Origin of the sequence: Amphritea sp. HPY (genome assembly GCF_050870985.1) — a bacterium.
Lineage (GTDB): Bacteria > Pseudomonadota > Gammaproteobacteria > Pseudomonadales > Balneatricaceae > Amphritea.
Genome location: NZ_CP194015.1, coordinates 4,341,874 through 4,356,244 on the forward strand (window position 1 = coordinate 4,341,874; position 14,371 = coordinate 4,356,244).

Here is a 14,371-nt window from a genome sequence, read left to right on the forward strand (position 1 = left end):
TGCTATGTAACAACTGTACTGGGTCACCGTTAGCGATGTTTTTTGTTTGCCGGGGTGTTGGGCTGGTATTTTTCTTTTTATAAGGGGGAAATATGTTGTTTTTGCTTGATCAAAGTCAGGCATCAACGTTGACTTATTTTTTCACCGTCGTGGTCGCCATTGCTGCAATGAAAGCGGCTGCATTCAGGTTTTTTCGTCAGCCAGGCTCTGATCAAAATTCAGTTGTTGACGTTGTTGCTTGATCGTTTTGGTGACTATATAGGTGTAGTAGCGTTCGATGCCCAGGTCGGAGTCGAGCCAGTTATCAATCAGCCTTTGATACTGATCAATGTCCTTACACATCACTTTGAGGATGTAATCAACACCACCGCCGGTGGCGTAGCATTCGACAACTTCTTCGCAAGTCTGTACGGCGCTTTCAAAGCGTTGGAACGCTTCAGCGCTGTGCTGTTTCAGACTGACTTCTAACAGTACAGGGGAGCGCTTAAATAACAGTTCTGAGTTAATTCGTGCCCCGTAGCCTTCTATCACACCGGACTCTTCCAACCGTTTAACCCTTTCCCAGCATGGGCTGATGGATAGGTTAATCGCTTCAGCAAGACCTGATTTAGTGATCCGGCCCTGCTGATGGAGGATCTGAAGAATCTGTATGTCATATCGATCTAAACGCATGTTATTTTCCTGATGTGTTGAATGAATTCACAACGGCGATCCAGGCACTGCTGTCGGATTCGTCCGGCAGCAGCCCCGATTCACGCTCTTATTCAGACGCTGCAGAAGCAACATCGGTAGCCAGTACCGCAAAGGTATCGCCGATATCGATCAGCGCCGGATGACGCCGCGCCGCCAGTACCCCATCACGCCTGGCGAAATATTGCTGGGGTGGCTGGCCGGTCCGTTCGAGTGAATATACCCGCGCGACCAGCTGACCTTCGTGTATGTCATCGCCCAGAGAAACACACATTTCCAGCAGCCCCTTGTGTTCACTTTGCAGGTAGCAGGTGGCGTCGGGCATGTCGAGCAGTCTGGTCGGCTGCTGTGGCAGGTCATACTCGCCCTCGGTAATGCCGGCAAAGATCAGAAAATTATGGATACCCCGCTCTGCCAGAGCAACCGTTTCGGGGGTACTTGTGCCGCCACCGCAGAGCTCTGTGGTGACCAGTATTTTGCCCTGAGACTCAACTGCGGTGTCGTACAGGGAGGCGGCGTCCAGCTCGAACAGAATCATCGTATTAGGGGCGCCGAACAGTTTTGCGCCTTCAATACAGCTGGCTTCCTGATTGGCGTTATCCAGGCGATGGGCCGCTGCAAAGGGGATGATATCCAGCGTCTTGCCACCGGAGTGGATGTCCAGTGCAAAGTCGCACATAGGTATCAGGTAGCGCTGGAAATAATCAGCAATTCGCTCGGTGATACTGCCGGCAGGATTGCCCGGGAAAGAACGGTTCATATTGCCCTGATCGATCGGCGAAGTGCGGGTGCCGTTCAGCACCGCCGGGTAATTCATCGCCGGCACGATGATGACCCGGCCATTGATTTGCTCCGGTTCCAGGCTGTTGGCCAGCTTCAGCAGGCCAGTGATGCCTTCGTATTCGTCACCATGATTACCGCCGGTCAGCAGTGCTGTCGGGCCGTCACCATTCTTGATGACAGTGACCGGAATCATGATACAGCCCCAGGCCGAATCATCATGGGAGTATGGTAGCTTGAGAAAGCCGTGCTGCGTGCCATTCAGGTCGAAATCGACCGATGGCGAAATAGTCGAGTCCTGCATGTTTGTTATTCCTTTCATATATCAGCCTTTGACAAACAGTTGTCGTGGATAGTCGCAGAGCACTTCGACACCGGTTTCGGTAATAACGATGCTCTCGGTAGTCTCAATGCCCCAGTCGTCCAGCCACAGGCCCGGCATGAAGTGGAAGGTCATGCCTGGCTCAAGCAGGGTCTCGTCGGTTCCGCGCAGACTCATGGTGCGCTCGCCCCAGTCGGGTGGGAAGCTCAGGCCGATGGGGTATCCGCAGCGGGCACCTCCGCGGTCGAAACCAAATTTGGCCAGCTCTCCGTTAAGCGCATTTGCAATGTCGGCACAGCGGTTACCGGGCTTGGCTGCCGCCAGACCAGCTTCCAGACCGGCGTAAAGGGCGTCTGCACCACGACGGAAATCGGCGGTGGGCTCACCCAGATAGATAGTCCGTGACAGCGGGCAGTGATAGCGCTTATGGCAGCCCGCTATCTCAAAGAAGGTGCCTTCGTTGTTTTTGAAAGGGGTGTCATCCCAGGTCAGATGAGGTGCCGAGGCGTCTTTACCGGACGGTAGCATAGGGACAATGGCCGGGTAGTCACCGAAGTGACCATCATGGCCCTCCATGGCTACCTTGTAGATTTCAGCTACCAGGCGATTTTTAGGCAGGCCGGGTTCAATCATCTCCAGCGCCGCCCGGTGCATGTTTTCGACGATGCGGGCCGCGACCCGCATATATTCGATCTCCTGGTCAGATTTAATCGCGCGACACCAGTTCACCAGTCCGGTGGTATCTTTCAGATTGGCGTCGGGAAGATTGTCTTTGAGTGCCAGATAGGCGGTGGGGCTGAAGTAATAGTTGTCCATTTCTACGCCGATCTGACCCCTGTTCCAGCCTCGCTCGCTCAGCACCTGACTGGCTAGGTGCTCCATGGCGTGTCGCGGTGGATTCATGACGTAGTGATCCGGGTAGCTGAGAATATCTGACTCAGCCATGTAGACCGTACGCCTGGCCCCGTTGTCGTCCATCCTGCGGCCGTACCAGACCGGGTCGCCACTGGGGCCGACAATAACCACCTGGGGGGTATAGAAAGACCAGCCGTTATATCCAGTCAGCCAGGCCATATTGGAAGGGTCATGCACGATCAGAGTGTCAATATCGTGCCGGGTCATCGCTTGCCGAACCTTTTCGAGCCGGGTCGCGTACTCCTCGCGGGAGAAATTCAATGCCACGTCATTCATTATTATTTGTCTCTTGACGGTTATGTGGATTGCTTATGTGAATTGCTTATGTGAATTACGGCAGGCCTTGCTGCTGTCAGAAGCCAGGCCACTGGTATCGAGTCTTAAGGATCGCTGATCACCACTGTTGAGCGTCAGGTTGCTGGCGTTCCTGTTCGTTCGATTTTGTATCAGGACAATAAGCAAAGAAGCGCTGGCTTAAATGAACATATTGTCCTAATATCTGCTTTAGTTCGTGCAGTACACATCATGACAATCAATCAGGTCAATATTTTTTTTGAACTATGACAATTAATATAAAGCCCCTAATGAAGAGCGGAATTCCCAAATACCTGGCGATTTCAGAGGCTCTCGAAGAAGCTATCTCCAGCGGTGATCTGCAGGCTGGTACCCGGCTCCCAACCCACCGCGAGCTGGCAGATCAGCTTGATGTCAGTGTGCAGACGGTGAGCAATGCTTACGCTCATGCAGAGAAGAAAGGCATTGTCGATGCCTGGGTGGGTAGCGGTACTTTCGTCAGTAACTATCCGATCGAAAAAGAAGCAGAATTTATGCTTATTGAAGATAAGGATACGGAGGGGAGGGCCATTGATCTGTCTATCGCTCATCCGGTTTGTACCATTCAGCATAAACAGTTGTTCAACGATGCACTGATAAAAATTGCACACAGTGATACCGATGCTTTAATCCGGGCAGCAAGGCCGGTACAAGGGCAAAAACATCATACTGAAGCGGCTGCAGAGTGGCTGGCAACACAGAAAATTCCGGTAGAAACAGATCGCATCGTACTGTGTAACGGCGCATCCCACGGTTTAATGCTGGCGTTAGGCACCGTGGTACAGCCTGGTGATCTGGTTGCTTGCGAAGAACTTAGCGATCATGGACTTATTGCCCGTTCCAGAATACTCAACTTCAAACTCTGTGGTTTGGATACCGACAGAGAGGGCATTATTCCGGAAGCTTTTGAGGCGGCCTGCAAGCAAAACAAAATAAAGGCGCTGTGCTGTACTCCAAGTATGAGTAACCCAACCAGCTCTCATATGGGATTGGAGCGGCGTAAGGCGATCGCTGATGTCGCTCGCAGGTATAACGTGCTGGTGATTGAAGATGATGTGTATGGGGCGCTTGAGCCGGATCGGGTACCTCCGTTATCCAGCTTTCTCCCGGATCAGGCGTTTTATATTACCGCGCTCACTAAAACGGTGGCCCCGGGCTTGCGTGTCGGGTTCATGGTTGTGCCCAGGCATTTGTTGCAACACACCATCAGTCGGTTGGCTGCTTCCAGCTGGATGGCTACACCAATGCTGTTTGAGATCGCTGCTATCTGGATTAAAGATGGCACATTGCAAAGACTGATTGAATTTGAACAGCAGGAATTCGCCGCCAGGCAGCGACTGGCGAGCGAGCTGTTAGCCGGGTTTGAATATGATTGCCATCCTAATGGGATGCATCTGTGGTTGCATCTGCCAGAAGGTTGGGGGGCGGATGAGCTGGTCGCAACGGCGCAAAAAGCGAATCTGTTAATTACCGGTTACCAGCCCTTTATTGTTGATCAGGGGCAGCGGCTGCATCGGGTCAGGATCAGTCTGGGTATGGAAAGTAGCCGTTATCGCATCAAGTATGGCCTGAAGCTTCTGGCAGAGATGCTTAGCTCGGCACCGCCGCCTACACATTTTCTGTTATGAGAAGAAAAACAGAATAATTCATAAGTGGAAGGGCGGTGACACAAAAAAAAACTCTGAACTGTTTATATAAAGTATGGGTATGGAGATTTTTTCCATATCTGACTGACAGGCCGGGCCTTGTTCGCAGGTTCCTTAATGGGGACCCGAAATGTTACAGCCAGTAAGAAAATGATGACGCTTGGTAAATCTGGAAATAATAATAAGTGAGATTACTGAAATGATTAAAAACATATTGAATACAACGAAGGCCCTTTCGCTGGCTGCCTTGACCCTGACTTCGGTGCAAGCGGGAGCCGCTAACTGGAAATATGCGATTGAAGAGAGCCTGAGTGAGGTGCAGGGAGTATATGCGACGCAGTTTAAAGAATATATCGAAGCCAACTCAGATCATCGCGTTCAAATCTATCCGTTCGGCACCCTAGGCGAATCGACTGACATCATGGAACAGGCGCAGGCCGGTATCCTTCAGTTTGTTGACCAGTCACCTGGCTTTACCGGTAGCCTGATACCTGAAGCGCAAGTCTTCCTGATGCCTTACGTGCTGCCGGAGACCGAAAGTGAAGTTAACTATTTCTTCAAAAACTCGAAAGTGATCAATGAAAACTTCAAGGAACTCTACGCTCAGCAGGATCTGGAGCTGCTGAAAATGTTCCCTGAGGGGAGTGTTGCTATCACTACCCAGGAAAGCTTCCGCAGCCCTGCCGACCTGGATGGGATGAAGATCCGGGTGATGACTTCACCGCTCTTAGTAGAAACCTATAAAGCCTTTGGTGCCGTACCGACACCTCTGCCCTGGGGTGAAGTGTTTGGTGCCCTGCAGACCAAACTGATTCAAGGCCAGGAAAATCCCTGGTTTTATATTGAAAGTGGCAAGTTGTACGAGGTGACTGAAGTTATCACCGAAGCGGGCCACAATATTTTCACTACTGCGGTAATGGCAAACAGAGATTTTTATCAAGGTTTGTCTGAGACTGATCAGCAGCTGGTTCAGCAGGCATCTGAAGTTGCTCTGGATTACATTCTGAAGTATCAGGAAGGTCTGGCTGAAGAAGCTAAGGCCAAGATTAAGGCAGCCAAGCCGAGCATTGAGTTTGTCACGCTTACCGAAGCTGAGCGTGTGCCTTTCCGTGCGGCAGCCAAGGAAGTCAGAGCTAAGTTTATAGAGATGACCGGGCCTTCCGGTCAGGCCATTCTTGATCAATTAGAAGCAGACCTGGAGTTAGCCCGCAATAACTAAGGCTGGGCTGGTAATACAGGATTTTTCCTGTATTACCAGCGACTAAAGGAGCTTCTAATGATGACATCAACTTGCAGTCTGATGCGATCAGGTTACGAAAACTTTATTTTTCTAGCGAATAAAATTGAAGGTGCGATCCTTATCATCAGTGTGCTGATAATGGCACTGAATAATGTTTCGAATGTGGTTGGTCGTGTCGTATTTAATCAAAGCCTGTTTTTTACGGATGAGCTGAATAGCATTCTTATTATTTTCATTACTTTTGCAGGCACAAGCTATGCGGCAAGGCTGGGCAGCCATATCCGCATGACCGCAATTTTTGACTCTTTATCCTCGGCATATCAGAAAACGCTAATAATTATTATCGCATTTGTGACATCGATCTGCGTCTTCGCAATATGCTACTTTTCGGTGGAATACATCAGCTGGATTGCGCCTAAAGGTAAGATCCTGCCAGCTATGCAGATTCCAGTGTATCTGACCTATATCTGGGTACCGTTGAGTCTGTTTTTAACCGGTCTCGAATATTTTGCTACCGGGGTAAAGAATTTGTATAGCGAAGATATGCATCTGGCCAGCCAGGTTACCGGCGATGGCTATGATGATATTAATGAACTTTAGAGGAATAGTGCTGTGGATATGACCTCTATCATGCTTATTACCATGATCGTGTTGTTACTGCTTGGCTTCCCAATGATGATCCCATTGCTAGCTGCCACGCTGATCGGTTTTTACTTCCAATTTATGGGTTTTGATAACTCGCAGTTTATGATCCAGCAGATGCTGGCGGGTATTAAGCCGGCTTCACTGATCGCCATCCCGATGTTTATTCTGGCTGCCGATATCATGACCAAGGGACGCTCTGCCACCAGACTGATCGACATGGTTATGGCGTATATCGGCCACTATAAAGGGGGGCTGGCGGTGAGTACGGCTACGGCCTGTACAATGTTTGGAGCTGTTTCGGGTTCCACCCAGGCGACGGTAGTCGCGGTCGGTTCTCCATTGCGTCCCAAGCTGCTGCAAAATGGCTATAACGACTCATTTATTCTGTCGCTGATCATCAATTCCAGTGGTATAGCGCTGCTGATTCCGCCCAGCATTGGAATGATCATATACGGTGGTATCTCGCAGACCTCTATTTCTGAACTGTTTATTGCGGGGATCGGGCCAGGGATCCTGATGCTGATTTTATTCTCAATGTATTCGATTTTCTTTGCCGTCAGGCATGAAGTTCCAACCCTTGAGAAAGCATCTTTTAGTGAGCGTTTAGCCGTGACCAAAGAGGCGCTCTGGCCTCTGGGCTTTCCGGTTATCATTGTAGTTGGTATCTATGGAGGCATCTTCAGCCCAACAGAAGCCGCATCGACCTGTGTCTTATACGCGCTTATTTTAGAAGTGATCGTATTTAAGTCGCTGGACATCAGGGCCGTCATAGGTATCGCGAAGTCTACTGGTCTGATTACCGCGATCGTCTTTATTTTGGTGGCCGCGGGTGCTGCATTCTCATGGGTGATCTCTTTTGCCCAGATACCCCAGGCAATAATGTCGAACCTGGGATTGAATGAAGCGAATGAACTGCAACTGTTAATGGCTATTTCTGTGGCCTTTTTTGTTGGTTGTATGTTCGTTGATTCCATAGTGGTAATTTTGATTCTGGTACCGATATTCTTACCGGAGATCGACCGTGTCGGGCTGGATAAGGTATTAGTAGGCGTGATAATTACGCTTCAGGTTGCGATAGGTGCTGTGACCCCGCCATTTGGCTGTAACATATTTACCGCGGTGGCGATCTTTAAGCGGCCTTATATTGAGGTCGTAAGAGGATTGCTTCCCTTTGTTCTGATATTGGTGCTGGTTGCGGTACTGCTGATTCAGTTCCCGCAAATAGCACTGTTCCTGCGGGATCTGGCTTTTGCGGATTAAGCTGAAACCTTCCCACTTAGGAAACCCTGAATGGGAAGGCTTTACCGGTCATCTGAGTTTATCGGGAAGGCATACTGAGGTTAAATGAACCCGTAAGCTGAAATACTGAGGGATACTAAGATTCTGACCGCTGGTCATTGATGCTCAGCGCGATCGCTTCGGCGATCTTAATGCCATCGATAGCCGCCGACATAATACCGCCGGCGTAACCGGCACCTTCACCGGCCGGGAATAAACCCCGGGTGTTAATGCTTTGCATATCATGGCCCCGCTTGATAGAGACCGGCGATGATGTACGGGTTTCGACACCGGTCAGCAGCGCATCGTCCTTGGCAAAGCCTTTAATCTGTTTATTAAACGCGGGAATTGCCTCGCGAATGGCTTCGATACAGAAGTCCGGCAGAGCCTGAGAAAGATCGGTTAACTTTATACCCGGCTTGAATGATGGTTTTACCGTGCCGAGTTCGTCTGAGCTGGTGCCCTTAAGAAAATCACCGACTTTCTGCGCCGGGGCATCGTAGTTTTCGCCGCCCATCAGATAAGCGTTACTCTCCAGCTGGCGCTGAAAGTCGACGCCGGCTAAAGGATTGCCAGGGTAATCTGAAGGATCGATACCAACCACGATAGCGCTGTTGGCATTACGCTCCTGGCGAGAGTACTGACTCATGCCGTTGGTGACCACACGGCCCTCTTCAGAGGTCGCAGCCACAACTGTGCCGCCCGGGCACATACAGAAGCTATAAACCGACCGACCACTTTTACAGTGATGCACCAGCTTATAATCGGCAGCACCTAAGATCGGGTGCCCGGCGTTTTTGCCGAAACGGGCTTTATCGATCAGCGACTGTTCGTGTTCTATCCGGAAGCCAACAGAGAACGGTTTAGCCTCCATATAGACATTCTTGTCGAACAGCATCTGGAAAGTATCGCGGGCACTGTGGCCGATCGCCAGGGCAACATGTTTCGACTTGATGGTTTCACCATCGGCCAGGGTAATACCGGTAACCTGACCGTCTTCGATATGCAGATCATCGACGCGGGCGCTGAAACGGATCTCACCGCCCATCTCAATAATCTTGGCGCGCATCTTTTCTACCATCGAAACCAGCCTGAAAGTACCGATATGCGGCTTGCTGACGTACATGATTTCTTCCGGTGCGCCGGCTTCGACAAACTCGGACAGTACTTTTCGACCGTACTGTTTAGGGTCTTTTATCTGGGTCGAGAGCTTACCATCGGAGAAGGTGCCCGCGCCGCCTTCACCAAACTGAACGTTGGATTCGGTATTGAGCTTTTTCTGACGCCAGAAACCAAAAGTATCTTTGGTACGTTCGCGTACCGCTTTGCCCCGCTCAATAATCAGGGGCTTATAGCCCATCTGCGCTAATACCAGTCCCGCCAACAGACCGCAGGGTCCAAAGCCGATTACCAGTGGCCGTTCCTTCAGATCGGTCGGCGCCCGGGCGACAAATTTATACTCCATATCGGGCGTTTGGCGAATAGATTGGTTGCCGGAAAACTTTTCCAGCAGCTGCTCATTCTTTGTGGTGTCTATATCCAGGGTATAGATCAGAAAGATAGTGTTTTTCTTACGGGCGTCGTAGCCGCGACGGCGTATTTCAAAACCGGTTAGCTGCTCAGCAGTGATTTCGAGAGTAGTTAAAATGGCATCGGTCAGCGCCTGCTCATCGTGATCAAGCGGCAGTTTAATATTGGAAACACGTATCATCTGATAAAACCCGGAATGAGGGAGCCGAATCGTAAAGGCTCTGAGGTTACTTAGTTATAGTAAAGCGGGCATTTTACTGTATTTCTCAGTCAATGTATTTCAGGGGTGATCAGAAACTGTTCTGAAACCCTGAAGTTACTCCGCAGGGCCTTCCTGGAGCGTCATACTCATCTTGCGAACAGAGTTATCCACAGATTTTGGGGGTGTTTATCCTGACGGTATAAAGCTCTTACCTATTTTAAGATAAGAGCTTTGCAACTGGTGAGTTGTTGGAATGTTGTATGGTTTATTCAAGTCCCTCAATAACGCCACTTTTTAGCAATTGAATGCTGTTCGCTGCAGGTTTCTTTGGCAGCCCGGGCATGCGCATGATCTTACCGGTGAGTATGACCAGAAAACCGGCCCCCGCGTTAATCTGAATCGCCCGTACGGTAACCTCAAAGTCTCTTGGTCTGCCGTGGAGTTCCGGGTCATCGGACAGAGAGCTTGGAGCTTTGGCGATACAGACCGGCAGATGGGTGAGCCCCAGCTGCTCGACATGTTTCAGGTCTTTTTCGGCATCTTTGGAAAACGCTACGTCATCTGCGCCATACATGGCTTTGCATACCGCCCGTACCTTTTCGATAACCGTCAGGTCAAGGTTGTACAAAGGCTTAAAGGGTCTGTTTTTCTCAACTGATTTGATCACCGCTTTGGCTAATTCAATCGCGCCTTTACCACCATCGGCATGATGGGTTGTTTCCGCAAAAGCGACACCATGCTCGGCGCAGCGGGCGCGAATTATCGCTACCTCGGCATCGGTGTCGGTAGCAAAACGATTCAGCGCCACCACCGGGTGTTTGTTGAATATCTCGACACTCTCGATATGTTTATCAAGATTACCGAGGCCCTGTTTTACCGCTTCAAGATCTTCTGTTTCCAGATCGCTCTTATGATTACCACCATGCATCTTCAGCGCCCGTACGGTGGTAACCAGAACCACGGCGTCGGGGTCTAAGTTGGCTACCCGGCATTTGATATCGAAGAATTTTTCGGCCCCAAGGTCGAAACCAAAACCCGCTTCGGTGATCGCCCAGTCGGCGTACTGCATCGCCATCCGCGTTGCGATAACGCTGTTACAGCCGTGGGCGATATTGGCGAAAGGGCCGCCGTGGACAAAGGCCGGGGTGCCTTCAAAGCTTTGTACCAGGTTGGGCTGCATTGCATCCCGCAGCAGCGCCATCATAGCGCCGGTAATATTCAACTGCTCGGCATGAATTGGCTCGCCAGCATAGGTATATCCGATAAGGGTACGATCGAGGCGTTGTTTCAGGTCTGCTGCATCTTCGGCCAGGCAGAGCATCGCCATTACCTCAGAAGCTGCTGTGATATCAAAACCGCCTTCCCGGGGGATACCCTGCATCTTACCACCGAGGCCGAGTACTATTTTTCGCAGGCTGCGGTCGTTCATATCCATCACCCGGCGCCAGACGATCTGCCGCGGATCAATATTTAACGCATTGCCCTGGTAGATATGATTATCGAGGGCCGCCGACAATAAGTTGTTGGCGCTGGTTATGGCGTGAAAGTCACCGGTAAAGTGCAGGTTGATACGATCGGCGGGCATTATCTGGCTATAGCCACCGCCGGTTGCGCCGCCTTTCATGCCTAAGCATGGGCCAAGAGAGGGTTCTCGCAACGCCATACAGACCGATTCGTTGAGTTGGGTAAATGCCTGGGCAAGGCCGATAGTTGTGGTCGTTTTACCTTCACCGGAGGGTGTTGGAGTGGTTGCCGAAACAAGAATCAGCTTGCCCGGCTTTCTGCCGTTTTGGGTTAGCGCCTGCAGGTCGATCTTGGCGATATCGCGACCATAAGGGTGCAGGTAGTCACTATCAATGCCCAGCTTTTCACTGATTTCAGAAATTGGCTTAGGGGTGAATTGCTGGGCGATCTCGACATCTGTTGCCATGACAGGCTCCTTAATGATCATTCACGTATCTGCGGCTAATCTATACCTTATTTAACATTGGATAATTGATAAGCAGCAAAGAACAGTACAACTCAACTACGCAACTGCATTCATGCAAGGTATCACCCTTTAGCAGAAATTACATAGCAGCTTAAGACGCATCTGTTTGCTGATGTCGCTATCAGAACAACTCGTTCGCTTTCCATAGCAGATAGATCAACAGTTAAAGAATGTGCCGGCGTTTAGATGTAAGAATTCGTCTTTATTGGCATCACTCCTCTCACTTTGCTGGTCCTGTCGGAGTATCCGCAACAGCGTTTATACCTACAGCGTTAATGTTTAACCGGATGGTATCTTTATGAGTGAAATCGAACAGCAACTTCTGCCTTGCCCATGTTGTGGTGAAAAGGTTTCCTGTAGTGCAGCATTTCAGAATGGCTACGGCACCTATTACTCGATCAAATGTGCTTGCGGAATATCCATCAGTGGTCAGTTTGAAGCAGATGTCATGCAGCGCTGGAATCTGCGTGTCGTGGTGGATTAGCCAGGGAATTGAAGTAACAGCTGAAACCGGCAGGTCAGAAAAGAAGGCCCCATATTGTTTAAATATGGGGCCCTGTTTGATTTTTACTGAGTTAAGCGCCGAGTTCTGCCGGCACTTTTGGTTTGGCCTTAAAAGGTATCTGTGACAGCAGCACGCCGGCCAGCATCAGCATACAGCCCGTCAGTTCCCGGTTTGAGAGATGTTCATTCAGCCATAGCCAGCCGCCTAAGGCAGCAAATACCGCCTCGAGACTCATGATAATTGCGGCGTGGGAGGCTGGTGCAGATTTTTGCCCGATTACCTGTAGGGTATGGCCGATACCGACGGTTAACGCACCGGCAAACAGCAGCGGCAGCCAGGCTGCGATTATGTTGCTACCGACAAATCGCTCGGTTTCCCAGAACAGGGCGATCACTGTGCAGAGCACACCGCAGAATAGGAATTGCAGGAGAGATAGCAGCAGGTTATCCAGTTCACGCGCCAGTTTTGCGATAATTAGTACATGACCGGCCCAGAAACAAGCCCCTAGCAGGATCAGTACGTCCCCCGAGTTGATTTCAAAGCTATCGCTGACGCTGAGCAGGTACAGACCAAGCACTGCGAAAGCAGCCCCTATCCAGGTATTCAGGCCCGTTTTCTGTGCCAGTGCCAGACCGAAAACGGGCACCAACACGATGTACATACTGGTGATAAAGCCGGCGTTACCTGCGGTAGTATATTGCAGGCCGGCCTGTTGCATTGACGCGCCCATAAACAAGCAGAATCCAGCGGTTAAACTTCCTATCAGCATCGGACGCCAGTTAACCTGTTGCGGACGATGGAAAAATACCACCACCGGCAGCAGGGTCAAAGCACCCAGTAGAAAACGTCCGGCGTTAAAGCCAAAAGGCCCCAGAAAGTCCAGCCCCATGCTCTGCGCCACGAGGGAGAAACCCCAGATCGCAGCTACCATTAGTAATAGCAGATCAGCTTTTATATTTTTTGTATGCATCGCTACATTCACCCAAGAGAAAAGAGATCAAGATACCGGGCATCGGCAGGCCATGAAAATCAAAGATCTCATGCTGTATTAGTCAGACTCACCAGAGGATAGATAGCTGACAAACAGCGCCCGATTCTGTCGTGCAGATGTCATTTCTGGTCGAATAACCGATAACACCTGAGCTGTAGTGAAGAGTAATCTGTAGTGAGAAAGCCCCGTTAGTTCTCACGGTGACCGCTATGTTGTAAGGCTTAAGTGTCAGAACCGGCTTAACAGCGTGGCATAAACGACTTTTTCGCTCTATTGCTTTGTGATCTGAACAATCATTCCATATGATTCGTAGGGCTTAATTTAGGCTAATACAAAACTATAATTATAAAACTGTCTCCGCCAGCAGCATGAGCGGGGCATCGACGCATAATTTCGTATGCATGGGTGTAAAGGATGTTGTTACCATTTAAGTCCCTCCTGGTGTTTGAAGCTGTCACGCGTAATAGCAGTTTTACTAAAGCTGCCGATGAGTTGAGCGTTACCCAGTCCGCGATTAGTCATCAGATTAAAAATCTGGAAGAGTACTTCAGCGTCAAGCTTCTGGATCGCTCCGGCTCCTCAATAGTGTTAACCGAGGAGGGGGAGATCCTGTATAAGGACCTCGCTGAGGCGATGACCTTACTGCGCCGCGGAGTCAGCAGTTTAAAAGCCTCGACCTCGATGGCCCCGGTAGGAATTTCAGTACGTCCGCACTTTGCGATGAAGTGGCTATCGCCGCACCTGCAAAATGCCAATTTTGGTTTCGATTTTCGGTTTCACCACAGCAATGATTCCGCCGATTTTTCTGATTCAGATATTCAGGCTTCCATTGAGTGGTTACATCAGTCTGAAGTGCCAGAAAACGCCCGCTTACTGGTGGCTGGTAATTTGACCCCGGCATGTCATCCTTCAATGCTGGAGCGATTTGACAGCATTGATCCCGCTCTTCTGGAACAGTTCGTGCTGTTGCACGAAACCGATGCCACCGGCTGGCAGGAGTGGTTGGCGCTGGCTGGGGTGCCTGATCTCGAACCAATGAAGAACGAATATTACAGTGACACCAATGTGCGCCAGCAGGCTGCGATTGAGAAGCTGGGATGCGCCCTGGTCTGCCCGGAGCTGGTGGCTGATGATATTGCCGCCGGAAGGTTGGTGTGTCCGTTTGATCTGCACCTGGAAAGCTATTCGTACTATCTGATCGTACCGGAAGACCGGATGAATATTTCCAGAGTACGTACATTTGTGGACTGGCTGATTAACGAGTTGTAAATGGGAAGGCGGTGGCCAAGTAGCGGCTGGTTATA

Annotated in this window: 12 protein-coding genes; 6 read left to right on the forward strand and 6 right to left on the reverse strand. The window is 50.4% G+C overall.

Going from position 1 to position 14,371, the window contains the following annotated elements; genetic code table 11:
- Nucleotides 1-183: 183 nt before the first annotated feature.
- From ACQUQM_RS19265 to doeA, 3 genes are all read right to left on the reverse strand, one after another.
- Entirely contained in the window at nt 184-672 is a 489-nt protein-coding gene (locus ACQUQM_RS19265; protein ID WP_432471495.1) for an Lrp/AsnC family transcriptional regulator, read from the reverse strand.
- A gap of 88 nt (nt 673-760) precedes the next feature.
- The gene (gene doeB, locus ACQUQM_RS19270) at nt 761-1,792 is read right to left on the reverse strand and encodes a N(2)-acetyl-L-2,4-diaminobutanoate deacetylase DoeB (RefSeq protein ID WP_432471496.1); all 1,032 of its coding nucleotides are present in this window, start codon (nt 1,790-1,792) and stop codon (nt 761-763) included.
- 3 nt (nt 1,793-1,795) lie between these two features.
- A complete protein-coding gene (doeA, locus tag ACQUQM_RS19275; protein WP_432471497.1) occupies nt 1,796-2,983 on the reverse strand; it encodes an ectoine hydrolase DoeA in 1,188 nt (395 codons plus the stop codon).
- A gap of 308 nt (nt 2,984-3,291) precedes the next feature.
- Between doeA and ACQUQM_RS19280 the strand changes: the two genes are divergently transcribed.
- The 4 genes from ACQUQM_RS19280 (at nt 3,292) to ACQUQM_RS19295 (ending at nt 7,831) form a co-directional block, all read left to right on the forward strand.
- Entirely contained in the window at nt 3,292-4,668 is a 1,377-nt protein-coding gene (locus tag ACQUQM_RS19280) for a PLP-dependent aminotransferase family protein (RefSeq protein ID WP_432471498.1), read from the forward strand.
- A 217-nt stretch (nt 4,669-4,885) separates the two neighbouring features.
- On the forward strand, nt 4,886-5,905 hold the full coding sequence (gene dctP, locus ACQUQM_RS19285; protein ID WP_432471499.1) for a TRAP transporter substrate-binding protein DctP: 1,020 nt from the start codon (nt 4,886-4,888) through the stop codon (nt 5,903-5,905).
- Nucleotides 5,906-5,962: 57 nt separating this feature from the next.
- On the forward strand, nt 5,963-6,526 hold the full coding sequence (locus tag ACQUQM_RS19290) for a TRAP transporter small permease (RefSeq protein WP_432471500.1): 564 nt from the start codon (nt 5,963-5,965) through the stop codon (nt 6,524-6,526).
- Nucleotides 6,527-6,544: 18 nt separating this feature from the next.
- Nucleotides 6,545-7,831 carry a TRAP transporter large permease gene (locus ACQUQM_RS19295; protein WP_432474850.1) on the forward strand — a complete coding sequence of 429 codons (1,287 nt, stop codon included), beginning with the start codon at nt 6,545-6,547 and terminating at the stop codon, nt 7,829-7,831.
- A gap of 115 nt (nt 7,832-7,946) precedes the next feature.
- Here the strand turns inward: ACQUQM_RS19295 and ACQUQM_RS19300 are convergent, their stop codons facing one another.
- Nucleotides 7,947-9,560, reverse strand: a complete 1,614-nt coding sequence (locus ACQUQM_RS19300; protein WP_432471501.1) for an NAD(P)/FAD-dependent oxidoreductase — start codon at nt 9,558-9,560, stop codon at nt 7,947-7,949.
- A 286-nt stretch (nt 9,561-9,846) separates the two neighbouring features.
- The gene (locus ACQUQM_RS19305; protein ID WP_432471502.1) at nt 9,847-11,511 is read right to left on the reverse strand and encodes a formate--tetrahydrofolate ligase; all 1,665 of its coding nucleotides are present in this window, start codon (nt 11,509-11,511) and stop codon (nt 9,847-9,849) included.
- Nucleotides 11,512-11,869: 358 nt separating this feature from the next.
- Between ACQUQM_RS19305 and ACQUQM_RS19310 the strand changes: the two genes are divergently transcribed.
- Nucleotides 11,870-12,055, forward strand: a complete 186-nt coding sequence (locus ACQUQM_RS19310; protein WP_432471503.1) for a hypothetical protein — start codon at nt 11,870-11,872, stop codon at nt 12,053-12,055.
- Between the two features lie 91 nt (nt 12,056-12,146).
- Here ACQUQM_RS19310 and ACQUQM_RS19315 read toward each other — a convergent pair whose 3' ends face one another.
- Nucleotides 12,147-13,046, reverse strand: a complete 900-nt coding sequence (locus ACQUQM_RS19315; RefSeq protein ID WP_432471504.1) for a DMT family transporter — start codon at nt 13,044-13,046, stop codon at nt 12,147-12,149.
- Between the two features lie 435 nt (nt 13,047-13,481).
- Here ACQUQM_RS19315 and ACQUQM_RS19320 point away from each other — a divergent pair, with 435 nt between their 5' ends.
- Nucleotides 13,482-14,336: a LysR family transcriptional regulator gene (locus ACQUQM_RS19320; protein WP_432471505.1), complete on the forward strand. Its 855-nt coding sequence runs from the start codon at nt 13,482-13,484 to the stop codon at nt 14,334-14,336.
- The last annotated feature ends 35 nt before the right edge of the window (nt 14,337-14,371 follow it).